Consider the following 25,161-nt stretch of genomic DNA (forward strand, 5'->3'; position numbering starts at 1 on the left):
TCAGCGCCCCTGGGGCTGCGGCGAAGCCGCATGCTCCAGGGGCGCGGGGAACTGCGCGACCAGCCGCGACGGCGCTGTGGTCGGCGATGGTGGCGAGGGGGCCGGGTGGGCGCCGCGATAGCGTGCGGGCCGACCGATGACAGCCCCCCGAAGGAGACACTGGTGAGCGTCAGCAACATCGCGCCGGGTCACATGGACCCGTTCGGCACAGCCAAACTGCGGCGCGGGGTGCTGGACGCCTGGGCCGGGAGCGCGGCCAGATTCCGGGAGGACGCCAACGCCGAGGAAGACCTCGCGCTCGGCGGCTACCGGGACCGGCTCGTCATCGAGCTGGCGCAGAACGCCGCGGACGCCGCCGCCCGCGCGAAGACCGAGGGCCGCCTCGCCCTCACCCTCCGCGACGGAGTCCTGGCCGCCGCGAACACGGGCGCCCCGCTGGACGCGGCCGGCGTCGAGTCGCTGTCCACGCTGCGGGCGTCGGCGAAGCGGGAGGACACCGAGGGGGCCGTGGGCCGCTTCGGTGTCGGGTTCGCCGCCGTGCTCGCGGTCAGCGACGAGCCGGCCGTCGTGGGCCGGACCGGCGGGGTCAGATGGTCCCTCGGAGAGGCCCGCATGGCCGCCGCCGACACCGCCCTGCACAGCCCCGCCCTCGGCGACGAGCTGCGCCGCCGCGACGGCCACGTACCGCTCCTGAGGCTGCCGTTCGCGGCCGAGGGGCAGGCCCCGGAGACGTACGACACCGTCGTGATCCTGCCGTTGCGGGACGAGGCCGCGGAGGCGCTCGCCGCCCGGCTGCTCGCGGACATCGACGACACGTTGCTGCTCGCGCTGCCGGGGCTCGCCGAGGTCACCGTCACCACGGATGCCGGGACGCGGGTGCTGCGGCGGCGTGCCGAGGGCGCCTGCACCGTCGTATCGGACGATGCCCGCGAGCCCGCCGAGCTGAGCTGGCGCACTGTCACGCGGACCGGCGCGCTCACCCCTGAGCTGCTGGCCGACCGGCCCGTCGAGGAGCGGCTCCGTCCGCACTGGTCGCTCACCTGGGCGGTGCCCGTCGACGCCGAGGGCGCTCCGGCGCGGCCGCTCAGCGCGCCCGTCCTGTACGCCCCGACCCCGAGCGACGAGGCCCTGGGCGTGCCCGCGCTGCTCATCGGCTCGTTCCCGCTGGACACCGCCCGGCGGCACGTCGCCCCTGGCCCGCTGACCGGCTTCCTCACCGAGCGCGCCGCCGACGCCTACGCCGAGCTGCTCGGCGACTGGTCGCCCGTCGGTACCGGCATCCTCGACCTGGTCCCCGGGCCGCTCGGCAAGAGCGAGCTGGACGGGGCCCTGCGCGCCGCGATCCTGGAGCGGCTTCCGCGTACCGCCTTCCTGCCGCCCGCGCTCGCCCCCGAGTCCGACGACGACGAGCGGCCCGTCTCCCTGCGCCCGCGCGACGCCGAGGTCGTCGAGGGCGTCGGCGCCGACACCGTTCGGGTCCTCGCCGAGGTGCTGCCCAGCCTGCTGCCCGCCGGCCTCGAACGCCGTACGGAGCTGCGGACGGTCGGCGTCGCGCGCGTCCCGCTGACCGAAGCCGTCGACCGGCTCGCCGGCCTGGAGAAGGACCCCGGCTGGTGGCGGCGGCTCTACGACTCCCTCGCCGGCGTCGACCCCGACCGGCTCAGCGGCCTTCCCGTGCCGCTCGCCGGGGGCCGGACCGTCATCGGGCCGCGCCAGGTCCTGCTGCCGACCGCGGAGGCGTCCGCCGTGCCCGGTGACGCGCTCGCCCGGCTCGGTCTCAAGGTCGCCCACCCCGACGCCACCCATCCGCTCCTGGAGAAGCTCGGCGCGCTGCCCGCCACGCCCCGTGCCGTCCTGACGACCCCGCAGCTGCGGGCCGCCGTCGCCGCGTCCCTGGAAGACGAGCCCGCCTGGGACGACGACGGCGCCCTGAGCGTCGACGAGCTGGCCGACGTCGTGCTCACCCTCGTGCGCGACGCCCACCTCGACGTCGGCGACGAACCGTGGCTCGGCGCCCTCGCCCTCCCCGACGAGCACGGCGACCTCGCCCCCGCCGCCGAACTGGTCCTCCCCGACAGCCCCATCGCCGCCGTCCTGCGCGAAGGGGAACTGCCCTACGTCGACGAGGAGCTGGCCGGGCGGTTCGGCGAGCAGCCGCTGGCGGCGTGCGGCGTCCTCGCCACGTTCGCGCTGGTCCGCGCCACCGACGTCGTCCTCGACCCCGACGAGCTGGAACCCCGCGACAGCGACTACCCCGAGCCCGACGACCCCGGTCTCCTCGACGCCGTCGACGTGTGGTGCGAGGACGTCCTCGACGGGCTGCCCGACACGCCCGTACCGCCCGTCGCCACCGAACTCATCGCCGTACGCGACCTCGACCTCGTCGACGAGGACCGCTGGCCGCAGGCGCTCGCCCTGCTCTCGCAGCCGCCGCTGCGCGACGCCCTCACCCAGCCCGTCCGCGTCCTGCTGCCCGACGGCACCCACGAACTCGTCCGCCCGTACACCGCCTGGTGGCTGCGCGGCCACCCGGTCCTCGACGGCCGCCGCCCCGCCGGGCTGCGCGCCGAGGGCTCCGACCCGCTCCTCGACGGCCTGTACGAGGCCGCCGACGCCCGCGGCTTCGAGGACGAGCAGGTGCTGCGCGCCCTGGGGGTGCGTACGTCCGTCGCCGCGCTCCTCGACGAGCCCGGCGGCGCGGCCGAACTGCTCGACCGGCTCGCCGATGCGGAGCTGCCGGTCGGCGCCGCTCAACTGCACGCCGTATACGGCAAGTTGGCGGACCTCGACCCGGAGCAGGTGACGCTCCCCGACGAGCTGCGGGCCGTGCGGGACGGGGCCGTGGTCGTCGTCGACGCGCCGGACGCGCTCGTCGCCGACGCGCCCGACCTGCTTCCGCTCGCCGCCGGGCGGGCGCTGCTGCCCGTCGCCCCGTCCGGCGCCGCGCACCTCGCCGAGCTGTTCCAGGTGCGGCGGCTCAGCGAGGCCGTCGACGCCGAGGTGAGCGGGGAGGGCGTGGAACACCCTGTGCCCGACTCCGTCCGCACCCTGCTCGGGCCCGCGACCCCGGCCTCGTACGTCGAGCACGAGGAGCTGTACGTCGCCGGGGCCGAGGTCGACTGGCGGCGCGCCGTCGACGGCACGGTGCACGCGGCGACCCTGGAGGGGGTCGCCGCCGGGCTCGCCTGGGCGGCCGGGCAGTGGCCCCGGCGGTTCGAGGTGGCGGCGCTGCTCGAGGATCCGGGGCGGACGGAGGAGCTGGCGCGGGACCGGTGGTTCGACTGAGCTCGACCGGGATCGACTGAGATGTAGATCACGTGAAGATTCGGCGAAAGTCGTGCAACCAGTTGCTTGTTTGACAGGTCTATTTCACGAGTCAACAGACTCCTAGACCATTTGGGACCCGCGTGACAGCGACAGCACCGCGGGTCCCCTTCTCCACCATGGGGAACACATGCGCATTCGTGCCACCGCGGCCGCCGTGACGGTCTCCGGCGCCCTGGCCCTCACCGCGCTCGCCGTCCCGGCGGCGCAGGCGGACGACAAGTGGTCCGGCGCGGGCACCGCCCAGGAGTCCCTCGTCGAGCTGGTTCAGCAGCACGCGCCTTCCGGCGAGGCCAAGGAGTCCGCCCGCGCGTTCGCGAGCGACCCGAGCCAGGCGTACGCCCTGGACGTGAAGTTCTCGAAGGTCTCGGTCAACAAGGGCAAGCCGCTCGTCGCCGGTACCTCCGCCAAGGGCACCGTGCCGGTCAGCTACAGCGTGACGTACGGCGCGGACCGGGGCATCTGGGCCGACGACTTCATGATCGGTATCAACCTGTTCTGGAGCACCGCCGACGGCTCGGACGGCAACTACCTCGGCACCGGCATCTCGCACTGCAAGGACGTCTCGGCCGGCGTGGCCGACTGCACGTCCACGCTGACCTACGACCCGAAGCTCCAGCTGATGAACAGCGACGCGGGCGCCAAGTGGAACGTCGAGGGGCTCGCCATCGCGCCCAACGGCCAGAACCTCGAGAGCAGCAACGTCAACTGGAGCAAGGTCGGCGTCTCCGAGCAGTTCGGCGTCGCCAAGAAGGCGTCCTTCCAGCGCTACTCCAAGCTGACCACCAACGCCGCCCCGGAGCCCATCAAGAAGGGCAAGACCCTGACGGTCACCGGCTCGCTCGTGCGTGCCAACTGGGACACCAACAAGTACATGGGCTACACCCAGCAGAAGGTGTCGCTCCAGTTCCGCGCCAAGACGGCCGCGTCCTACTCGACCATCAAGACCGTCACCTCGGACTCCAAGGGCAACCTGAAGACCACGGTCAAGGCGTCCGTGGACGGCTACTTCCGGTACAAGTTCGCCGGCACGTCCACCACTCCCGCGGCCACGTCCCCGATCGACTTCGTCGACGTCCGCTAGTCGGTAAAGCGGCGGCCGACCCACCTCCACAGGAGTTCCAGGGCGGCCGCCGCCACCACCGCCACCCCGACGGCAGTCCACGGCATCGCCGTCCCCACCAGCTTCAGCGCGAAGAAGTCCTGCAGCCACGGCACCGCCAGGACCAGCAGGAAGCCGATCCCCATCGCCGCCACGAGGCACACCCGCCACCACGTGTACGGGCGGGCGATGATCGCGAGCACCCACATCGAGATCAGGAACAGCGTCAGCGTCGCCGAGCTGGTCTCCGCGTCGAGCGCGCCGTCCCCCGTGTAGAAGTGCCGCGCGATCATGTACATCGCGAACGTGGCGAGCCCCGCGACGACGCCGCCCGGGATCGCGTACCGCATCACCCGTTTCACGAAGTGCGGTTTCGCGCGCTCCTTGTTGGGCGCGAGCGCGAGGAAGAACGCCGGGACGCCGATCGTCAGCGTCGAGAGCAGCGTGAGGTGCCTCGGCAGGAACGGGTACTCCACCTGGCAGCAGACCACGAGCAGCGCCAGGATCACCGAGTAGACCGTCTTGACCAGGAACAACGTCGCCACGCGCGTGATGTTGCCGATGACCCGCCGGCCCTCCGCGACGACCGAGGGCAGCGTCGAGAACGAGTTGTTCAGGAGCACGATCTGGGCGACCGCGCGGGTCGCCTCCGACCCGGAGCCCATGGACACGCCGATGTCGGCGTCCTTGAGGGCGAGTACGTCGTTCACGCCGTCGCCGGTCATGGCGACCGTGTGGCCGTGGGCCTGGAGCGCGCCCACCATGTCCCGCTTCTGCTGCGGGGTGACCCGGCCGAACACCGTGCCCTCGTCCAGCGCGTCGGCCATCTCCGCGGGGTCCTTGGGCAGGTCGCGCGCGTCGACCGTGTTCTCCGCGCCGTCGAGGCCGAGCTTGCCCGCCACCGCGCCGACGGAGACCGCGTTGTCGCCGGAGACGACCTTGGCCCGTACGTCCTGCTCGGCGAAGTAGCGCAGGGTGTCGGCGGCGTCGGGGCGCAGACGCTGTTCGAGGACGACGAGCGCGGTCGGCTCGGCGCCTTGCGCGACCTCGGGGTTCTCCAGGTCGACGCCGCTGGTGACGCGGGCAAGGAGCAGAACCCGTAGGCCCTGTTTGTTGAGGTCGTCGGTCTCCGCGAGCGCCGGGTGGCCGTCGGGGAGCAGGACGTCCGGTGCTCCCAGCAGCCACGCGCTGTCCGCCCCGTCGGCCTCGGCGAACGCGGCGCCGCTGTACTTGCGGGCGGAGGAGAAGGGGAGGGCCTGTGTGCAGCGCCAGCCGGCCTCGTCCGGGTAGGCGTCGATGATCGCCTGGAGGGAGGCGTTGGGGCGCGGGTCGGAGGCGCCGAGCGCGCCGAGGACCTGGCGGACGTACGCCTCGTCGGCGCCGTCCAGGGGGCGCAGCTCGGCGACGTCCATGCCGCCCTCGGTGAGCGTGCCCGTCTTGTCGAGGCAGACCGTGTCGACGCGGGCCAGGCCCTCGATCGCGGGCAGCTCCTGCACCAGGCACTGCTGGCGGCCGAGCCGGATGACACCGATGGCGAAGGCGACCGAGGTGAGCAGGACCAGGCCCTCGGGGACCATCGGCACGATGCCGCCGACCGTGCGCGCGACCGAGTCCTTGAAGCCGTGCTCCTTCACGAACAGCTGGCTGATGACGAGGCCGATCGCGGTCGGGATCATCATCCACTGCACGTACTTGAGGATCGTGGAGATGCCGGAGCGCAGTTCGGAGTGGACGAGGGTGAACCGGCTGGCCTCCTCGGCGAGCTGCGCCGCGTACGCCTCGCGCCCGACCTTCGTCGCGGTGAACGCGCCGCCGCCCGCGACCACGAAGGAGCCCGACATGAGGGGGTCGCCCGGCCGCTTCAGGACCGGGTCGGCCTCGCCGGTGAGCAGGGACTCGTCGATCTCCAGGCCGTCGGCCTCGGCGCAGGTGCCGTCGACGACGATCTTGTCGCCCGGGCCGATCTCGATCAGGTCGCCGAGGACGATCTCGGAGGTGGCGATCTCGGTGGCCGCGCCGTCGCGCCGGACCGTGGGCCGGGACTCGCCGATCACGGCGAGCGAGTCCAGGGTCTTCTTCGCGCGCCACTCCTGGACGATGCCGATGCCGGTGTTGGCGATGATCACGAAGCCGAAGAGGCTGTCCTGGATCGGCGCGACGAACAGCATGATCAGCCAGAGGACGCCGATGATGGCGTTGAACCGGGTGAAGACGTTGGCCCGGACGATCTCGGTCAGCGAGCGTGAGCTGCGCACCGGTACGTCGTTGACCTCGCCGCGGGCGACGCGCTCCGCGACCTCCTCACCGGTGAGTCCCCGCGCTCGCTCCGGGACGGGTACCGGGTGCACCGGGTCCAGTTCGGCGCCCGCGTCGATGTGCGTCATGCGTTCGACAGTACGGGCGAATTCGTGGTGATGCGCGGCTTCAGGGTGCCTCTGCCGCCGCCCGCTTGATCGCCGCGTCGCGCTTGCGCACGTACCAGATGCCGATGAGGCCGAGGCCCGCGCCGGCCAGGCAGGTCCACACCCACCAGGTGTGCCCGCGGTCGTCGAACCAGCCGTAGAACGGCAGCTGTACGAGGAAGAGGACGAACCACAGGATCGTGCCGCCGGTGATGGTGGCGACCACGGGACCCTCCAGGGGTTCCGGTGCCTCGTGCTGCGGGGTCCACTTCGCCATGCCCCTAGCTTACGAGGGCTCGCCTCCGGGGCCCGCGTCAGCCCCGGAAGGGCCAGGTGCGGCAAGGGTCTACGCGCGGAGATAGCGTATTCGGGCTCATATGTTCATACTGAAACCGCCTGAGTCTGGCCACTTCTGTTCGTATGAAACACCAACGGAACATCAGCGAAACCGGTTGTCGGTCGCGCGAGGATCAGACTCGATCACGTTCCCGCCCGCAGAAGCACCGCCGCTTCGATGGCACCGCTCCGAAATACCGCTGAGGTCATCCATGTCCACTTCGGCCACCGCCCCGGTCGATGCCCACGAACAGCCGCCGTCGGCCCCGAAGAACGGTTTCGACCGGTACTTCAAGATCTCCGAGCGCGGCTCGACGGTCGGCCGCGAGGTCCGTGGCGGGTTCGCCACCTTCTTCGCGATGGCCTACATCATCGTGCTGAACCCGATCATCCTCGGCAGCGCGAAGGACATGTACGGGCACCAGCTCGACAACGGCCAGCTGGTCACCGCGACCGCGCTGACCGCCGCCTTCACCACGCTGCTCATGGGTGTCATCGGCAACGTGCCGATCGCGCTCGCCGCGGGCCTCGGCGTCAACACCGTCGTCGCCCTCCAGCTCGCGCCGCGCATGTCGTGGCCGGACGCGATGGGCATGGTCGTCCTCGCGGGCTTCGTGGTGATGCTCCTCGTCGCCACCGGGCTGCGGGAGCGCGTCATGAACGCCGTGCCGCTCGGCCTGCGCAAGGGCATCGCGATCGGTATCGGCCTGTTCATCATGCTGATCGGCCTCGTGGACTCCGGCTTCGTCTCCCGGATGCCGGACGCCGCGCAGACGACCGTGCCGCTCCAGCTGGGCGGCGACGGCCACCTCAACGGCTGGCCCGTCCTGATCTTCGTCCTCGGTGTGCTGCTCACCCTCGCGCTCCTCGTGCGCAAGATGCCGGGCGCGATCCTCATCTCCATCGTCGTGATGACCGTCGTCGCGATGATCGTCGAGGCCGTCGCCGACATCCCCTCCTGGGGGCTGACCTCCCCGAAGTGGCCCGGCAACCCGGTCTCCACGCCCGACTTCGGCCTCGTCGGCGACGTCAGCCTCTTCGGCGGCTTCGAGAAGGTCGGCGTCCTGACCGGCATCCTCTTCGTCTTCACCGTGCTGCTCTCGTGCTTCTTCGACGCGATGGGCACGATCATGGGCATCAGCGACGAGGCGCACCTGACCGACGAGCACGGCCAGATGCCCGGCATGAACAAGGTCCTCTTCATCGACGGCATCGCCGTCGCCGCGGGCGGCGCCTCCTCGGCCTCCGCCACCACCTGCTTCGTCGAGTCCACGGCGGGCGTCGGCGAGGGCGCGCGCACCGGCTTCGCCAACGTGGTCACCGGCGGTCTCTTCGCGGTGGCGCTGTTCCTCACGCCCATCGCCACGATGGTCCCGTCCCAGGCCGCCACCCCCGCGCTGCTCGCGGTCGGCTTCCTGATCCTGTCCGGCGGCATCCGCGCCATCGACTGGGGCGACTACACGATCGCGATCCCGGCGTTCGTGACCATGCTGATGATGCCGTTCACCTACTCGATCACGAACGGCATCGGCATGGGCTTCATCACCTTCACCGTGCTGCGCGTCGTCGCGGGCCGGGCCAAGGAGGTGCCGGTCGCCATGTATGCGGTCTCGGCCGTCTTCGCCTTCTACTACCTGATGCCGGCGCTCGGCCTGACCTGAGCCCGCCCCCGTCGCGGGGCGGCGGCTCAGGCCGCCCCGTAGAACCTCTCCGTCTTCTCGACCGCCGATTTGAAGCGTTCGTCGAAGTCGTCCCGAATGAGCGTCCGGGCCACGTAGTCCTGGACGCTCATTCCCCTTTTCGCGGCATGCCCCTTGAGCCGGTCGAGCAGCTCACCGTCTATCCGCAGGCTGAGCACTGTCGATCCCATGCGGTACAGGGTCGCGGCCCCGACACGCCCGGCGGGTCACTTTTTGCCGCCGTCTCACTCGTACGGGTGATGTAGCGGTGAGGTGGCGCGTATCACGGGCATCTTGCGCCCCACCCGGTAGTCGTTAGACACAGTAATGAGTTATGCTAACGAACATGCCGGACCTCTCCCATGGCGATGACGTAGCCGCCGTGAACGCCCTGCGCTCCGCCGTGATGCGCCTGTCCCGTCGACTCAAGCACCAGCGGGTCGACGAATCGCTGAGCCCCACCGAGATGTCGGTGCTCGGCACCCTGGCCGGCTGCGGCTCGGCGACCCCGGGCGAGCTGGCCCGCAAGGAGCACGTGCAGCCGCCGTCGATGACCCGCATCGTCGCGCTCCTCGAGGCCAAGGGCCTCGTCGCGCTCGAACCGCACCCCGAGGACCGCAGGCAGAAGGTCGTCACCTCGACCGAGCGGGCCGAAACCATGCTCGCCGAGTCCCGCCGCAAGCGGAACGCGTGGCTGGCCGACCTCGCCGTCGGCCTCGACGAGGACGAGTGGGCCAAGCTGCGCGCGGCCGCGCCCGTCCTGGAGAAGCTGGCACAACTTTAGAGAACCTCGCCGAGAAGGCACCGAGTACGACGACCGCCGAGGAGGCGAACCCACTTTGAGTACGGGATCCGGAGCAGACTCCGCCCCCGCACCAGCCGCCCACGACGAAACCGCCCGCCCCCGCAAGACCTCGATGTTCGCGAGCCTGAAGGTACGCAACTACCGCCTCTTCGCGACCGGGGCAGTCATCTCCAACACCGGCACCTGGATGGCCCGCATCACCCAGGACTGGCTGGTCTTGTCCCTCACGGGCTCCTCCGCCGCCGTCGGTGTCACCACGGCGATGCAGTTCCTGCCGATGCTGCTCTTCGGCCTGTACGGCGGTGTCATCGCCGACCGGTTCGCCAAGCGGAGCCTGCTCTTCTGCACGCAGGGCGCGATGAGCCTGTCCGGTCTGTTCCTCGCCGCGCTCACGCTCTCCGGCCAGGTGCAGGTCTGGCACGTCTACGTCGCCGCGTTCTTCACCGGCCTCGTCACCGTCGTCGACAACCCGACGCGGCAGTCCTTCGTCTCCGAGATGGTCGGCCCCGACCAGGTCCGCAACGCCGTCTCCCTGAACTCCGCGAACTTCCAGTCCGCGCGGCTCATCGGCCCCGCCGTCGCCTCCGCGCTGACCGCCGCCGTCGGACCCGGCTGGGCGTTCCTCGCCAACGGCCTGTCCTTCCTCGCCCCGCTCACCGGCCTCGCGCTCATGCGCACCCGCGAGCTGCACGAGATCAAGCGCTCCCCGCGCGGCAAGGGACAGCTGCGCGAGGGCCTGCGGTACGTGTCCGCGCACCCCGAGCTGATCTGGCCGATCGTGCTCGTCGGGTTCGTCGGCACCTTCGGCTTCAACTTCCCGATCTGGCTGAGCGCCTACGCGGACGACGTCTACCACGGCGGCGTCGGCCAGTACGGCATGTTCAACACGCTCATGGCGATCGGCTCCCTCGCCGGCGCCCTGCTCGCGGCCCGCCGCCGCTCGACCCGCCTGCGGGTCCTGGTCGGCGCCGCGATCGGCTTCGGCGCCCTGGAGGTCCTGGCCGCGTGGGCGCCCGGCGTCTGGGCGTTCGCCCCGCTGATCGTCCTGCTCGGCATCCTCGGCCTCACGGTCAACGTGACGGCCAACTCCACGGTCCAGATGGGCACGGACCCGGAGATGCGCGGCCGCGTCATGTCCCTGTTCATGATGGTCTTCACCGGCGGCACCCCGCTGGGCGGCCCGCTCTTCGGCTGGCTCGCCGACCAGTACGGGGTTCGCGTCAGCTTCATGCTGGGCGGCGTGATCTGCGGTGCCGCGGCGGTCGGTGTCGGGCTCATGCTGGCCCGCGCCGCGAACCTGCGGCTCAAGGTCGACCTGCGGCGCGGTGAGCGCCATGTGCAGTTCGTGCCCCGGGACGCGCGGGAGCTGGCCGCGGTGGCCTAGCGCCGTCGCGGGTGCGGGTGCGGGTGCGGGTGCGGGTGCGGGTGCGGGTTGTCCGCGGTCCGCCGGCCGGTGGGGGCTTCTCGCGCAGTTCCCACCGGCCCTGAAGCGTGCGCTGCGCGCAGCTTCCCCAGGGGCGCGGGGAACTGCGCGACCAGCCCCCACCCGCCCGCACGTGCGAGCGAGACTGCCTCCATGAGACTTTTCGCCGCCGTGCTGCCGCCCGCTGAGGCCGTTGACGAACTCGGGGTCCGCGTGGACCGGTTGCCGCCCGGTGAGGGGCTGCGCTGGACCGGGCGGCCCGGCTGGCACCTCACCCTCGCCTTCTACGGCGACGTACCGGAGGAGACCGTGCCCGAGCTGGGCGAGCGGCTCGCGCGGGCCGCCGCCCGCACGGAGGCCTTCGACCTCGCCCTGCGCGGCGGCGGACAATTCGGCGGGCGGGCGCTGTGGGCCGGGGTGCACGGTGGCACGGCCACCTTGAAGCTGCTCGCGGACCGGGCCGAGGCGGCGGGCCGCAAGAGCGGCCTCCCGGGCGAGCACCGCCGCTACCGGCCGCACCTGACGCTGGCCCGCGCCCGCACGGCCACGGACCTCACGCCGTACGTGGCGGCGCTCGACACGTTCGCGGGCACGCCGTGGACCGTGGCCGAGCTTGCCCTCGTACGGAGCGATCTGCCGGTGTCCGGGGTGCCGGGGGAGCGGCCGCGCTACGAGAAGGTCGACGCCTGGGCGCTGCACGGCGCGCGTTAGGCTCGGGGGGTGGACCCGAAGACGCGTAACCGGATCATGGCCGGGGTGCTTGTGCTGATGTTCGTCGTGGTGGCCGTGGCGGCGGCCGTCGGCGCGTAGACACACCGACGGCCCGCCGCCCCGTACCTGTCACCGGGCGGCCTCTACCAGGCGAACGCCTCCGGGGACGGGCCCGTCCCCGGGAAGATCTCGTCGAGGCCCGTCAGGACCTCCTCGCCCAGTTCGAGCTCGACCGCGCGCAGCGCCGAGTCGAGCTGCTCCTGGGTGCGCGGGCCGACGATCGGTCCCGTGACACCGGGCCGGGTGAGCAGCCACGCCAGGGCCGCCTCGCCGGGCTCGATGCCGTGCTTGTCGAGCAGGTCCTCGTACGCCTGGACCTGCTCGCGCACCTTGCTGTTCTTCAGGGCGCCCGCGCTGCGGCCGTCCTTGCGGCGCTTGCCCTCGCCCTCCTTCTTGAGGACGCCGCCGAGGAGGCCGCCGCCCAGCGGCGACCACGGGATGATGCCCACGCCGTAGTCCCGCGCGGCCGGGATGACCTCCATCTCGGCGCGGCGCTCGGCCAGGTTGTAGAGGCACTGCTCGCTGACGAGGCCGAGCCGGCCGTGGCGGGCCGCGACCTCGTTGGCCTGGGCGATCTTGTAGCCGGGGAAGTTGGAGGAGCCCGCGTAGAGGATCTTGCCCTGCTGGACGAGGACGTCGACCGCCTGCCAGATCTCCTCGAACGGGGTGGCCCGGTCGATGTGGTGGAACTGGTAGATGTCGATGTAGTCCGTCCGGAGCCGCTTCAGGCTGGCGTCGACGGCGCGGCGGATGTTCACCGCGCTGAGCCGGTCGTGGTTGGGCCAGACGGGGTCGGCGCCCGTCATGTTGCCGTAGACCTTGGTGGCGAGGACGGTCTTGTCGCGCCGGTCGCCGCCCTGGGCGAACCAGTTGCCGATGATCTCCTCGGTACGGCCCTTCTCGCTGCGGCCGTACACGTTCGCGGTGTCGAAGTAGTTGATGCCACTGGCCAGCGCCGCGTCCATGATGGAGTGGCTGTCGGCCTCGTCGGTCTCGGGCCCGAAGTTCATCGTGCCGAGAACGAGCCTGCTGACCTTGAGTCCCGTGCGTCCGAGCTGCGTGTACTTCATGGTTCACCAGCCAAGGACGTGGAGTGCGCTCTAGGCAAGGGGGTCAGGGCATCGGGCCAGTGCCGGAGTGTCAGTCGCGGTCGAAGTCGGTGGTGTCGAGCGTCAGACCGACCGGGGTGTTGGTCAGGTCGACATCCGTGCCGAAGGTGACCGTGGTCTCGGTGAGGTAGTCGCCGTCCTTGGGCTGGGCGTAGAGGTGGCACCTGCCCTGGTAGGGGTCGACGATCAGGTAAGCAGGGATCTCGGCGGCGGCGTAGGCGGCCTTCTTGGGCCCGTAGTCGTTGGCTCCGGTGCCCCGGGAGATGATCTCCGTGACGAATACGACATCCTGCCAGAGCCACAGGCCCTTGGCGTTCTTGGTCGCGGTCTCCGACAGAAGGGTCAGGTCCGTGGCGAAGCCGTTCAGGTGGCCTGGGTAGTCGATGCGGACATCGGACTTGACGCGCCTGCGCGGGTACTTGACCCGCAGCTGCTCAACGATGCCCAGGATGATGTCCCAGTGCGTGTCCCGCTGCGGCGACATGTAGACGTTCCCCTCGACGATCTCGGCCTTGTAGCCCTCGGGGATGGTCATCTGCGCGAACATCTCGTCCAAGATCTGCTCGTTCATCGTCGCCATGTCGATCCTGTCGATTGCCTCGGCGGTCATCCTGGCGCTCCTCCCCGGCCGCCCGGCGGAAGCGGGCGACCGCGCGGTACAACGATACGCACGGTCACCAGGGCACGCCGGGATCAGGCGATGCTGAGCGGGGCCGCGTACGGGGCGCCTATGGACCACGCCTGGTGCAGGGCGTTCGCGAAGGACGCCGCCAGTTTGTGTTCGCCGGAGGCGTTGGGGTGGGTGCCGTCGTAGGTGTCCGTGTGGATGTCGTAGGACTCCGGGACCGAGGCGAGCAGGAGCGGGGAGCGGGGCTCGTCGAGGTCGGCGACCGCCTTGGCGAGCAGGGTGTTGAAGTGGGCGACCTGCGCGGCGAACGGGGCGTCGGACTCCGCCCGGATGTTGGGGATCACCGGGAGGGCGACCATGCGCAGGGCCGGGTTGGCGGTGCGGGCCGCGGTGACGAAGCGGCGGACGTTCGCCGCCGTCTGCTCGGCGTTCGTGTAGAAGCCCAGGTCGATGAGGCCCAGGGAGATGAGGAGGACGTCGGCGCGGGTGTCGGTGACCGCCTCCGCGATCGCCGGGGCCATGTGCTGCCAGCCCTCGCCCCAGCCCGCGAAGTGCGCCTGCGGGAAGTCCGGGTCGGCGTAGGCGTGGCCGCCGCCGTGCAGGGCGGTGCGGGGGCCGACGAACGCGCAGTCGGTGCCGGTGGCGCGCAGGTGGAGCCACATGCGGTGGCGCCAGGTGTGTTCGCCCGCGCTTCCTATCGTCATCGAGTCACCGACGCACATGAACCTGAGCATCCGCTCATCATCGTCGATCACCCGGACCGCGTGCGTGTGAGACCGAACACGCCTGGCAAGCTGGGGCCATGCGTTCGTACAAGCTGTCCTCGCGGAGGAGTCGGGTGGGCGGGGTCGCGGCCGCCGTCGTGCTGCTCGGCGGTCTCGCCGCCGGTCCGGCCCTCGCCGACGACCGGCCCGCGGGCTCCGACGGCTTCACCCTCCAGGACCCGCGCATCACCGAGTCCAGCGGCCTCGCCGCCTCCCGCGCCCACCCCGGCGTCTACTGGACCCACAACGACAGCGACGACGGCCCGTACATCTACGCCGTCGACGGGCGCACCGGGAAGACCGTCGCCCGGCTCACCCTCACCGGCATCGGCGAACCGCGCGACGTCGAGGCGATCTCCGTCGGCCCCGACGGGAACATCTACGTCGGCGACATCGGCGACAACCTCGGCGGCAAGTGGGACCACGTCTGGATCTACAAGCTGCCCGAGCCGAAGGAGCTGCGCGACCAGACCGTGCGCGCCACCCAGTACGTCGTGAAGTACGCCGACGGGCCGCGCAACGCCGAGGCGATGATGGTCCACCCCAAGACCGGCCGCGTCTACATCGTCGAGAAGGACGAGGACGGCGGCGGCCTGTACGAGGGCCCCGACCCGCTCGACTCGTCCGGCACGAACGTCTTCAAGCGCATCGCCGACATGGACCTCTGGGTCACCGACGGCGCCTTCTCGCCCGACGGGAAACAGCTCGCCCTGCGCGGCTACTTCGGCGGCGTCTCCTACGCCTGGAACGACGGAAAACCCGAGCGCGAGGGGCAGTTGCAGGTGCCGTTGCAGCGCCAGGGGGAGTCGGTGACGTACACCCTCGACGGCAGGACGCTGCTCTACGGGAGCGAGGGCGAGGGCAGTTCGGTCGAGCCGGTGGAGGTCGAGGGCGCGAGCGGTTCCGGCTCCGGGTCGGGGTCCGGCTCGGGGGGCGGCGACTCGTCCGGCGGGGACGGCGACGGCGGCGGGCTCACCGGGAAGACCGGGGCCGTCGGGGCGGCCGTCGTGCTGCTGCTGGTGCTCGGGGTGGGGCGGATGGTGCGCAAGCCCAAGGGGAAGTGAACCGCGCCGCCCGTCAGCGGCGCGGTGCACGTCGGTGTCAGAGCTTGTCGATCACGTAGTCGATGCAGGCCGTCAGCGCCTGCACGTCGGCCGGGTCGATCGCCGGGAACATCGCGACACGCAGCTGGTTGCGGCCCAGCTTGCGGTACGGCTCCGTGTCCACGATGCCGTTGGCGCGGAGCACCTTCGCGACGGCGGCCGCGTCGACGTCGTCCGAGAAGTCGATCGTGCCGATGACCTGCGAACGCTTCGCAGGGTCCGTCACGAACGGCGTCGCGTGCTTGCTCTCCTCCGCCCACGAGTACAGGCGGGACGAGCTGTCCTTCGTCCGCGACGTCGACCAGTCCAGGCCGCCCTGACCGTTGATCCAGTCCAGCTGCTCGCCGAGCAGGAACAGCGTCGCGAGCGCCGGGGTGTTGTACGTCTGGTTCTTGCGGGAGTTGTCGATCGCCGTCGGCAGCGAGAAGAACTCCGGGACGTGGCGGCCCGACGCGTGCACGCGCTCGGCGCGCTCGATCGCCGCCGGGGAGAAGATCCCGATCCACAGGCCGCCGTCCGACGCGAACGACTTCTGCGGGGCGAAGTAGTAGACGTCCGTCTCGGCGATGTCGACGGGCAGGCCGCCCGCGCCCGACGTCGCGTCGACCAGGACGAGGGCGCCCTCTTCGGCACCGGCCACCCGCTTGATCGGGGCGGCGACACCCGTCGACGTCTCGTTGTGCGTCAGGCCGTACACGTCGACGCCGGACTCGGCCTTCGGCTCCGGGTGCGTGCCCGGGTCCGAGGCGATCACCGTCGGCTCCGCCAGCCACGGGGCCAGCTTCGACGCCTTCGCGAACTTGGAGGAGAACTCGCCGAAGTTCAGGTGCTGCGACTTGTTCTCGATCAGGCCGTGCGTCGCCACGTCCCAGAAGGCCGTGGAGCCGCCGTTGCCCAGGACCACCTCGTAGCCCTCGGGCAGGGAGAACAGGTCCTTCACACCCTCGCGCACGCGGCCGACCAGGTTCTTCACCGGGGCCTGGCGGTGGGACGTGCCGAGCAGGGAGGTACCGGTGGCGGCCAGGGCGTCCAGCGCCTCGGTCCGCACCTTGGAGGGGCCAGCGCCGAAACGTCCGTCGGCGGGCTTGATGTCAGCGGGAATCTGGATCTCAGCCACGTCTGCGAGGGTAGCGGGTGGATTTGGCGGGGCTTTCGCCTGTCCGGCGTCTGAGATGAGGGCCCCGGCGGTCCCGTCCCCGGAAGCGGGTCGCGTTGTGGCTGGTCGCGCAGTTCCCCGCGCCCCTGCGACGCGGCTTCGCCGCGGTCTTTGGGGGTGTGTCGTCGGGTGCGGGTCTCGTCGTGGCCGGTCGCGCAGTTCCCCGCGCCCCTGCGACGCGGCTTCGCCGCCGCCACAGGGGCGCTGAGATGGCGCACGCAGTGCGCATCTCAGGGGCGCGGGGAACTGCGCGACCAGCCCCCACCGGGGCCGCGGTCGGCGTGCAAGCGTGGGCATGCTGGGCGTATGGCTGAGGATGAGGATATTGCGCGGGTTCTGCGGGGGCGTGTCCGTGGGGATGTCGACTTCGGGGTCGGGACGCGGGCGCTGTACACCATGGACGCGTCCAACTATCGCCGCGTCCCGCGGGGCGTCGTCGCGCCCAGGGACGCGGACGACCTCCGCGCGGTCCTCGCCCTCTGCGCGGAGCGCGCCGTGCCCGTCGTGGGGCGCGGCGCAGGCACCTCCATCGCAGGCCAGGCGACAGGCACCGGCGTGGTCGTCGACTTCACCCGGTACATGAACCGGGTGATCGAGATCGACCCCGCCGCACGCGTCGCCCGCGTACAGCCCGGACTCGTCCTGGACCGGCTCCAGCAGGCCGCCGCCCCGCACGGGCTGCGGTTCGGGCCGGACCCGTCCACGCACAGCCGTTGCACGCTCGGCGGGATGATCGGCAACAACTCGTGCGGCGCGCACTCCGTGGCCTGGGGAACGACCGCGGACAGCGTCCTCGCACTGGACGTCGCGGGCGCGGACGGCACCGCGTACCGGCTGGGGAAGGGGTGGGGCGGCGCACCCCGGGGGCTGGAAGAACTCGTCGCGCGGGAACTGGCCGGCATCCGCACCGGGTTCGCCCCGTACGCCGGACTGCCGCGCCGGATCTCCGGCTACGCCCTGGACGCGCTGCTGCCCGAGCACGGCACGGACCTGGCCCGTTTCTTCTGCGGCAGCGAAGGCACCCTCGGCCTCGTCACGGAGGCGACCGTGAAGCTGGTGGAGGCGCCGCGGGCCACCGCTCTCGCCGTGCTCGCCTACGGCGACGAGAGCGCCGCCGCGGAGGCCGCCGCGGGCCTGCTGCCGTACGGGCCGCTGACCGTGGAGGGGATGGCCGCCGATCTCGTACCGGGGGACCGGGCGGGGCTGCCGAAGGGCGGCGCGTGGCTGTTCGTGGAGACCGGCGGGGCGACGCCGGGGGAGGCGCGGGCCGCCGCCGAGCGGATCGTCCGGGCGGCGGACGTGCATGACGCGCTGGTCGTCGACGACCCGGCCGGGCAGCGCGCGCTGTGGCGGGTCCGCGAGGACGCCAGCGGTACGGCGACGCGGATGCCGGACGGCAGTGAGGCGTGGCCCGGCTGGGAGGACTGCGCGGTGCCGCCCGCGCGGCTCGGCGGGTACCTGCGGGAGTTCCGGGGGCTGCTGCGCGAGCACGGGCTGCGCGGAACCCCGTACGGGCACTTCGGTGACGGGTGCATTCACGTACGGATCGACTTCGATCTGCTGACGGGGGGCGGGGTCGCGCGCTTCCGGCGGTTCTCCGAGGAGCTGGCCGCGCTCGTCGTCGCGCACGGCGGGTCGCTGTCCGGGGAGCACGGGGACGGGCAGGCGCGCGCCGAGTTGCTGCCGACGATGTACGGGCAGGAGCTCGTACATCTCTTCGAGCGGGTCAAGGGGGTGTGGGATCCGGGCGACGTGCTGAACCCCGGCGTGCTCGTGCGGCCCGCCCGGCTCGACGAGAACCTGCGGTTCGCCGTGCTGCCGCGCGAACCGGTGGACGTCGTCTTCGGCTATCCGCAGGACGGCGGCGACTTCTCGGCGGCCGTGCGGCGATGCGTCGGGGTCGCCAAGTGCCGCACGGAGACGGCGGGTTCGGGGGGCGGGGTCATGTGTCCCTCGTTCCGGGCCACCAAGGACGAGGCGCACTCCACGCGCGGGCGGGCGCGGCTGCTGCACGAGATGCTCGCCGGGGAGGTCGTCACCGACGGCTGGCGGTCCACGGAGGTGCGGGACGCGCTCGATCTGTGCCTGTCCTGCAAGGGGTGCAGGAGCGACTGTCCGGTCGGGGTCGACATGGCCACGTACAAGGCGGAGTTCCTCCATCACCACTACGCGGGGCGGCGCCGCCCCATGGCGCACTACGCGATGGGCCGGCTGCCGCGGTGGCTCCGCCTGGTCGAGCGGACGCGGTCGGCGCGGCTGCTCAACCGGCTGGCGTCCGTTCCCGGCGTGGCCTCCCTGGTGAAGCGGGCCGGCGGGATCGCCGCGGAGCGGGATGTGCCGCGTCTTGCCGCGCGGGCCTTCAGCCGGGGGTGGCGGCGGCGCGCGTCCGCTCCGGGCGGGGGCCCGGGGGCGACCGTCGTGCTGTGGCCCGACACGTTCACCGACCATCTGGCGCCGGGCGTCGCGGACGCGGCCGTACGGGTCCTGGAGGCGGCCGGGATGACGGTGACCTTGCCGTCGGCGCGGGTGTGCTGCGGCCTGACCTACGTGTCGACCGGGCAGCTCGACCACGCCCGCGCCGCGCAGCTCCGCACCCTGGAGCTGATGGAACCGGTGCTCGCGGCAGGGGCGCCCGTCGTCGTCCTGGAGCCGTCCTGCGCGGCGGCGCTCCGCTCCGACCTGCCCGAGCTGCTGCCCGGTGATCCGCGCGCGGCGGCGCTCGCGGAGCGGGTCGTCACCTTCGCGGAGGCGCTGGAGCGGTTCGCGCCGGACTGGACGCCGCCCCGGATCGACCGGCCCGTGACCGGCCAGACGCACTGCCACCAGCACGCGGTCCTCGGGGACGCGGCGGACCGGAACCTACGGGAGAAGGCCGGTCTGGAGGGGGAGTTGAGCGGCGGGTGCTGCGGCCTCGCCGGCAACTTCGGCTTCGAGCGCGGGCATTACGAGGTGTCGGTGGCCTGCGCGGAGGAGTCGCTGCTCCCGGCGGTCCGGGCGGCGGGCGAGGACACGCTGATCCTGGCCGACGGGTTCTCGTGCCGGACGCAGGTGGAGCAGTTGGCGGGGGTACGGGCCAGGCACTTGGCGGAGGTCCTGGCGGACGGGCTGCCGGATACGCCGCACGGCGGGTCCCAGTCCTGATCTGCCCGGCGGGTCGCCGCCCCGACCCGTCCGGCGGGTCTCAGCCCTGACCCGCCCCCGCGATCTCGTGGGCCAGGGCGATCAGAGCCGTGGTCGACGGGTGGCCGGGGCCCTTGCGGTGGGCCAGGTGGACGGGGAGGGGCGGGGCGTCCGTGACGGGGACGTAGACGACGCCGGGGTGCGGGTGCATCCGCTCCGTCGCGGTCGAGGTGATGCCGACGGCCTGGTCGGCGGCGATCGCGGCGAGCCAGTCGTCGGTGTTGGCGACGGCCAGGGTCCGGGTCGGCCGGGCGGTCGGCGGCCACAGGGCGAGGGTGGTGGTGCCGGAGACCGTGTTCAGGGCGATCGTCTCGGCGCACAGGTCGGCCAGGGTGAGCGCGGGCCGCCGGGCGAGCGGGCTGTCGGCGGGGAGCGCCGCGACCCGCGTCTCCCGGTGCAGGAGTTCGGTGACGAGGCCGGGCGCGTCGACGGAGCCGCGGAGCAGCGCCACGTCGACTGCGCCGCGCAGCAGCCCGGCCGTACGGTCGTCGATCCGCAGCAGTTCGAGCGGTACGTCCGGGTGCGCCTGCCGCCAGCGGCGCAGGAGCGGGGTCGTGAAGTCACCCGCGGCCGACCACGCGTGGCCGAGGCGCAGCGGCCGGCGGACCGTGCGGGCGGCGGCGAGCGCGTCCTCGAACGCGGCGACGGCGACCGCCGCCTTCTCGCGGAACGCGTGGCCCTCCGGGGTGAGGGCGAGGTGGTGCGTGGAGCGGTCGACGAGGCGCACGCCGAGGGCGTTCTCCAGTGCGGCGAGGGTGCGGGAGACGGCGGGCTGGGTGAGGCGCAGCCGTTCGGCGGCGCGGGTGACGGCGCCCTCCTCGGCGATCGCGAGGAAACAGCGCAGGTGGCGCAGTTCGATGGCGTGATGAGGGCTCCGGCTCATGTCCGCGGAGCATAACCGGAGCGCAGAAGGCATTTCACGGGGCACGCCCGGGGCTTCTAGCGTGGGAGTTCACGGGCGACGCTCAGTGCAGTACCGTAGACGTACGAGTTCAAAATATTGGACTCGATCCCAGTTCTGGTTCTAGGAGGATCGAAGCCCTGTGAACGGCTCGCGCACCGAACAGCAGCAGCCTGCCGTGCCCGAGGCCGCTGTCCTCGCCGGGACCGACGGCGCGGGGGCCGACGCGGGGGGCCGGCACACCTCCCTCGGGCCCGTCGGCCTCGTCCTCGCGGGCTGCGTGTCCGTGCAGTTCGGCGGGGCGCTCGCGGTCAGTCTCATGCCGCGCACGGGCGCCGTCGGCGTCGTCACGCTGCGCCTGGTCGTCGCGGCGCTGGTGCTGATGGTGGTCTGCCGGCCGAAGCTGCGCGGGCACTCGCGCGCGGACTGGGGGACGGTCGTCGCGTTCGGCATCGCCATGGGCGGGATGAACATGATCTTCTACCAGGCCGCGGCCCGTATCCCGCTCGGCCTCGCCGTCACCTTCGAGGTGCTCGGCCCGCTCACGCTCTCCGTGCTCGCCTCGCGCCGGCTGATCAACTTCCTGTGGGCGGGGCTCGCCCTGTGCGGCGTCTTCCTGCTCGGCGGCGCCGGGGAGAGCGTCGGCGGCCTGGACATGGTCGGCGTCGTCTGCGCGCTCGCGGCGGGCGGCATGTGGGCGGCGTACATCATCTTCAGCGCCCGCACCGGCCGCCGGTTCCCGCAGGCCGACGGGCTCGCCCTCGCGATGGCCGTGGCGGCGGTGCTCAGCCTTCCGCTCGGTATCGTCACGGCCGGCAGCCGGCTCCTCGACCCGGTGACGATCGGCCTCGGCGCGGCCGTCGCGGTCCTCTCCTCGGTCCTGCCCTACACCCTCGAACTCATCGCGCTGCGCCGCCTGCCCGCGTCCACGTTCGCGGTGCTGATGAGCCTCGAACCGGCGATCGCCGCGCTGGCCGGTTTCCTCGTCCTCAGCCAGGCCCTGACGTGGCTCCAGGCGCTGGCGATCGCCCTGGTCATCGGGGCGAGCATGGGGGCGGTGCGGACGCAGGTGGGGCGGCGGCGCCGGTCGGGGTGAGACACGTGCGGGTGTCTCAGTGCAGGTCCTTGAACCTGTTCCAGCCGCCCGTGCCGACCAGCACCCGCGGCGCGTACGTGCCGTCGCCCTTGGACGCGTACCGCCACAGCTTGCCCGCGGAGTCGCGGGCGAGGAGACCGGCGCGGCCGTCCCCGGTCAGGTCGCCGGGGCCGGCGAGCGCGGTGTAGGCCCCCCAGCCGGGCCCGATCTTGACCCGGGCGGTGACGCCGCCCGCCGCCGTGCCGTAGTAGCGCCACAGGTAGCCGGACTTGTCGACGCCGAGCAGGTCGCCGCGGCCGTCGCCGTTGAGGTCGCCCGCGCCGACGATCCGCGTGTACAGCTTCCAGTTGGTGCCGATCCGCACCTTCGTCTTCAGGGTGTGGTCGGCGGTACCGGCGTAGAAGTACATGTCGCCGGTGGTGGTCTGCCGGGCGATGAGGTCGACGTAGCCGTCACCGTTGAGGTCGCCGGGCGACGTCAGACGGTCGTACTGCCCCCAGCCGGAACCGATCACCGTGTACGGCGACGACGCGGAGACGATCTTCCCGCAGCCGGGGCGGTAGGCGCGCAGCTGGTTGCCGACACGGGCCAGCACGTCGTCGCAGCGGTCGCCGTCGACGTCGCCGACGGGCACGAGCAGCGTGCTCGGGTCGAACGTGGTGCCGCCCGCGGCAACGCGCGCGGCCAGCGTGCCGTCGCCCACGCCCTTGTAGAGGAACGTGGCCCCGTCCGGCTCCATGGTGAGCAGGTCGCCGATGCCGTCGTCCCCGCCCATGTCCCGCCACACGGCGGCGCCGCCGCGCACGCCCACGGTCCCGGAGACGGTGAGGTCACCGCCCGCCCCGTCGGCGGGCCGCACGGTGAGGGTCCAGGTGTGGGCCCCGTTGGCGACGAGCCTGCCGCTCGCGTCCTTGCCGTCCCAGGAGGTGGTGAGCTGCCCCCGGACCTCGCCGCCGGTCAGCGTCCGGACGACCTTGCCGGACGCCTTGTGCTTCAGCGCGAGGGACCACGAGGCGGCGGGCTTGGACAGCCACCAGCGCGGCGACCAGGCAGCGGCGTCGGCCTTGAGGTCCAGGCCGGCCGGGGTCTCCGCGTCGATGACGGCGACCTTGGAGGCGGGAACGCCCGACGGGACGATCCGCACGTGGCGGTCCGCGCCCACGTAGGCGATGTGCCCGCCGAACCGGTCGACGGTCCAACCGGAGCGGCGCCCGGTGCGGTCACCGAGGTCGGCGGCGGTGACGGCGACGCGCTGCGGCAGGTCCGCCTCCTTGGTCGCGGTCGTCAGGCCGCCGTGCAGGTCGACGAGGGTGAGGCCGGCCGCGTCGGACCGGCGCACCAGGTAACCGTCACCGAGGAGCGTGGCGTCCGTGCCGAGCCGCACGACCGCCTTGCTCTGCCGGTCGTAGACACCGGCGCCCCGGTAGTAGTCGTAGGAGTCGCTGCACCGCCAGTAGACGAAACGCCCGACGGCCTGGAGGTCCTTGGCGACGCACCCGGCGTCGAAGACCTCGGCGGCGGTGCCGGACGGCAGGGTCTGCGCGGTCACCTTGGTCGACACGCCGGAGCTGACGTCGTCCCAGCGCCCGGCGGCGCTCCACAGCGTGCTGCCCCAGACCGAGGCGGCGACGGGCTGCCGCTTCAGCAGCCCCTTCCCGGAGTCGGGCCCGGTGAACTCGAGGATGGACTGACGTCCGCCCGCGGCCTGGTTCACCACACCGAACCGGCCGGAGAGGTCGACGAGCTGCGGGTTGGCGAGCCCCGAGTCGAACCGCGGCCCCCACGAGGCGGCGCCGTTCTTGTAGAGCATGGTGACGTCCTGCTCGGTCCCGGCCTTGCGGCCGTGGAAGCCGTCGCCGCTCGCGAACAGGGTGGCGCAGTACTCGCCCTGGGAGTTGCCGCAGTCGTCGTCCCGGCCGGCCATGTAGCCGTCGACGGTCGAGTCGATCTCCTCCGGGCGGCCCGAGGTCTTCAGCCACGTACTGCGGTACCCGCCGACGTACGTGCTCGGCTCGTAGATCTGCGAGTCGTCGGCGGTGGTGAGGATGCCGCTGCCCAGGGCGATACCGGCGGGCCTGGCCTCACGGTTCTCGATGTCCGCGAGCCGCTTGCGGGTGATGGTGCCGTCGGCGGCGCGGGTGAAGAGGTAGTAGCCCCAGTCGAGGGCGCCCTCGGCGGTATCCGTCTCCGCACCGGCCACGAGGAGCGAACCGTCGGGCGTGCGGCTGACGGAGGTGGAGGCGACGGCCAGCAGGGACTTCAGATACCGGCCCTCGGTGTCGCGGAGCACCAGGTCGTTGCCTCGGTACTCGTTGTCGCCCGGGTTGGGCGGCGTCACGGTGACGAGGTCGTCGCCGAAGCGCCGGACGATGTCGTCGTACGCCACGTCCCGCAGGTCGAGGGTGACGGGCTCGGCGTCGAGATCGTTCCGGTCGTACACCTGGGCGGCGTAGCTCTCGGGAGCACCGAGGTGGAAGACGCTGTCCTGGTCGAAGGAGACGCTCTCGCCCCGCGGGGCAAGGGCTTTCAGCTTCCCGGTGGCGAGGTCGACGACCCACCAGCCCTGGGACATCGTGTCGTCGTCCCACTTGATGCCCCGCACGGCCACGGACCGGGCGTCGCCCTCGCTGACGGTGAGGTTCCAGCCCTGCGGCAGACCGGCCAGCTCCTGATCCTGAATCTGCCCGTCGTCGCCGCGCCGCAGCAGATGCAGGCCGGTCGTCTCACTCTCGGTGCCGGTGCGGGTGATGACGGTGTCCCCGTACGTGGCGACGTACGACTGCCCGTCAGGAACGGCCACGACGACGGCCCCGGAGGCGTCGGCCCCCTGCTGGAGCGTCACGTGCGGCGCGGGGGAGTCGGCGTAGACGGCGACGGTGTCGGACCCGTGGCCGAAGTCCGCCGGGTAGGAGCCGAACCGGAAGCTGTCCACGTCGTACGTGAGCGGCGTCGGCAGCCGGTGGTCGAGGACGGTCGCCGCGCCGGTGGCGTAGTCGATCCACCGGAGCTTGTCGTCCCCTTCCCGCGCGGTCAGGAACCCGGTCTTCCCGGCGTTCAGGACGATGGTCGCGCGCGGCACGAAGCGGTCGCCGGCGCTGACGACGACGGGGTCGGTGGAGGCGGTCGCGGCGACGGCGGGCGTCGCGGTGCCCACCGCACCGGCCGTCGTGCCGGTCACGGCGAGCGTGACCATGAGAGCGATGGGGCCGAACGCGCGCGAACGGCGCGCGGCCCGTCTGTGCGACGACAACGGACGAGTCACGGTCACGAAAAGAGTCCCTCCCCAGGGTGGCCGCTGCGGAGGAGGCTGCTGAGAGCGCCGATCGTCCCCGCGCGGGCAGGGTGAGATTAGCAGCCTTGATCAACGCGTCACAGCGGGTAA

General features: G+C 72.2%; 18 protein-coding genes. 9 read left to right on the forward strand and 9 right to left on the reverse strand.

What is annotated here, in order from left to right; translation table 11 throughout:
- Positions 1 to 192: 192 nt before the first annotated feature.
- A complete protein-coding gene (locus C1N81_RS26120) occupies positions 193 to 3,285 on the forward strand; it encodes a sacsin N-terminal ATP-binding-like domain-containing protein (protein WP_394438233.1) in 3,093 nt (1,030 codons plus the stop codon).
- A gap of 169 nt (positions 3,286 to 3,454) precedes the next feature.
- A complete protein-coding gene (locus C1N81_RS26125; protein WP_394433040.1) occupies positions 3,455 to 4,408 on the forward strand; it encodes a hypothetical protein in 954 nt (317 codons plus the stop codon).
- Here the strand turns inward: C1N81_RS26125 and C1N81_RS26130 are convergent.
- Together C1N81_RS26130 and C1N81_RS26135 are read right to left on the reverse strand one after the other, a co-directional pair.
- Positions 4,405 to 6,810, reverse strand: coding sequence for an HAD-IC family P-type ATPase (locus tag C1N81_RS26130; RefSeq protein WP_394433042.1), 2,406 nt, complete (start codon positions 6,808 to 6,810; stop codon positions 4,405 to 4,407). The genes C1N81_RS26125 and C1N81_RS26130 overlap by 4 nt on opposite strands.
- 40 nt (positions 6,811 to 6,850) lie before the next feature.
- Positions 6,851 to 7,105 carry a DUF2530 domain-containing protein gene (locus C1N81_RS26135; protein WP_394433044.1) on the reverse strand — a complete coding sequence of 85 codons (255 nt, stop codon included), beginning with the start codon at positions 7,103 to 7,105 and terminating at the stop codon, positions 6,851 to 6,853.
- 271 nt (positions 7,106 to 7,376) lie between these two features.
- Here C1N81_RS26135 and C1N81_RS26140 point away from each other — a divergent pair, with 271 nt between their 5' ends.
- On the forward strand, positions 7,377 to 8,825 hold the full coding sequence (locus C1N81_RS26140; protein ID WP_394433046.1) for an NCS2 family permease: 1,449 nt from the start codon (positions 7,377 to 7,379) through the stop codon (positions 8,823 to 8,825).
- A 26-nt stretch (positions 8,826 to 8,851) separates the two neighbouring features.
- Here C1N81_RS26140 and C1N81_RS26145 read toward each other — a convergent pair whose 3' ends face one another.
- Complete coding sequence (locus tag C1N81_RS26145) at positions 8,852 to 9,034, reverse strand: ribbon-helix-helix protein, CopG family (RefSeq protein ID WP_361081462.1); 183 nt, start codon at positions 9,032 to 9,034, stop codon at positions 8,852 to 8,854.
- A 155-nt stretch (positions 9,035 to 9,189) separates the two neighbouring features.
- Between C1N81_RS26145 and C1N81_RS26150 the strand changes: the two genes are divergently transcribed.
- The 3 genes from C1N81_RS26150 (at position 9,190) to thpR (ending at position 11,782) form a co-directional block, all read left to right on the forward strand.
- Positions 9,190 to 9,627: a MarR family winged helix-turn-helix transcriptional regulator gene (locus C1N81_RS26150; protein ID WP_394433048.1), complete on the forward strand. Its 438-nt coding sequence runs from the start codon at positions 9,190 to 9,192 to the stop codon at positions 9,625 to 9,627.
- A 55-nt stretch (positions 9,628 to 9,682) separates the two neighbouring features.
- Positions 9,683 to 11,032, forward strand: coding sequence for an MFS transporter (locus C1N81_RS26155; RefSeq protein WP_394433050.1), 1,350 nt, complete (start codon positions 9,683 to 9,685; stop codon positions 11,030 to 11,032).
- A gap of 192 nt (positions 11,033 to 11,224) precedes the next feature.
- On the forward strand, positions 11,225 to 11,782 hold the full coding sequence (gene thpR, locus C1N81_RS26160) for an RNA 2',3'-cyclic phosphodiesterase (protein WP_394433052.1): 558 nt from the start codon (positions 11,225 to 11,227) through the stop codon (positions 11,780 to 11,782).
- A 143-nt stretch (positions 11,783 to 11,925) separates the two neighbouring features.
- Here the strand turns inward: thpR and C1N81_RS26165 are convergent, their stop codons facing one another.
- The 3 genes from C1N81_RS26165 to C1N81_RS26175 all read right to left on the reverse strand — a co-directional run bounded on the left by C1N81_RS26165 (position 11,926) and on the right by C1N81_RS26175 (position 14,313).
- Entirely contained in the window at positions 11,926 to 12,912 is a 987-nt protein-coding gene (locus tag C1N81_RS26165) for an aldo/keto reductase (protein WP_394433053.1), read from the reverse strand.
- Between the two features lie 70 nt (positions 12,913 to 12,982).
- Entirely contained in the window at positions 12,983 to 13,561 is a 579-nt protein-coding gene (locus C1N81_RS26170; RefSeq protein ID WP_394433055.1) for a Uma2 family endonuclease, read from the reverse strand.
- A gap of 83 nt (positions 13,562 to 13,644) precedes the next feature.
- Positions 13,645 to 14,313: a GDSL-type esterase/lipase family protein gene (locus tag C1N81_RS26175; protein ID WP_394433057.1), complete on the reverse strand. Its 669-nt coding sequence runs from the start codon at positions 14,311 to 14,313 to the stop codon at positions 13,645 to 13,647.
- A gap of 68 nt (positions 14,314 to 14,381) precedes the next feature.
- Between C1N81_RS26175 and C1N81_RS26180 the strand changes: the two genes are divergently transcribed.
- Positions 14,382 to 15,407, forward strand: coding sequence for a YncE family protein (locus tag C1N81_RS26180; protein ID WP_394433059.1), 1,026 nt, complete (start codon positions 14,382 to 14,384; stop codon positions 15,405 to 15,407).
- Between the two features lie 37 nt (positions 15,408 to 15,444).
- Here C1N81_RS26180 and serC read toward each other — a convergent pair whose 3' ends face one another.
- Positions 15,445 to 16,563, reverse strand: a complete 1,119-nt coding sequence (gene serC, locus C1N81_RS26185) for a phosphoserine transaminase (protein ID WP_394433061.1) — start codon at positions 16,561 to 16,563, stop codon at positions 15,445 to 15,447.
- A gap of 345 nt (positions 16,564 to 16,908) precedes the next feature.
- On the opposite strand from serC, the gene C1N81_RS26190 reads away from it, so the two are divergent.
- The gene (locus C1N81_RS26190; RefSeq protein WP_394433063.1) at positions 16,909 to 19,743 is read left to right on the forward strand and encodes an FAD-binding and (Fe-S)-binding domain-containing protein; all 2,835 of its coding nucleotides are present in this window, start codon (positions 16,909 to 16,911) and stop codon (positions 19,741 to 19,743) included.
- A 40-nt stretch (positions 19,744 to 19,783) separates the two neighbouring features.
- Here C1N81_RS26190 and C1N81_RS26195 read toward each other — a convergent pair whose 3' ends face one another.
- Positions 19,784 to 20,665: a LysR family transcriptional regulator gene (locus C1N81_RS26195; RefSeq protein WP_394433065.1), complete on the reverse strand. Its 882-nt coding sequence runs from the start codon at positions 20,663 to 20,665 to the stop codon at positions 19,784 to 19,786.
- Positions 20,666 to 20,861: 196 nt separating this feature from the next.
- Between C1N81_RS26195 and C1N81_RS26200 the strand changes: the two genes are divergently transcribed.
- A complete protein-coding gene (locus C1N81_RS26200) occupies positions 20,862 to 21,779 on the forward strand; it encodes an EamA family transporter (protein ID WP_394438235.1) in 918 nt (305 codons plus the stop codon).
- A 16-nt stretch (positions 21,780 to 21,795) separates the two neighbouring features.
- On the opposite strand, the gene C1N81_RS26205 is transcribed toward C1N81_RS26200, so the two are convergent.
- Positions 21,796 to 25,047, reverse strand: coding sequence for an FG-GAP-like repeat-containing protein (locus C1N81_RS26205; protein WP_394433067.1), 3,252 nt, complete (start codon positions 25,045 to 25,047; stop codon positions 21,796 to 21,798).
- Positions 25,048 to 25,161: the final 114 nt, after the last annotated feature.

This window comes from Streptomyces sp. SGAir0957, from assembly GCF_043523415.1.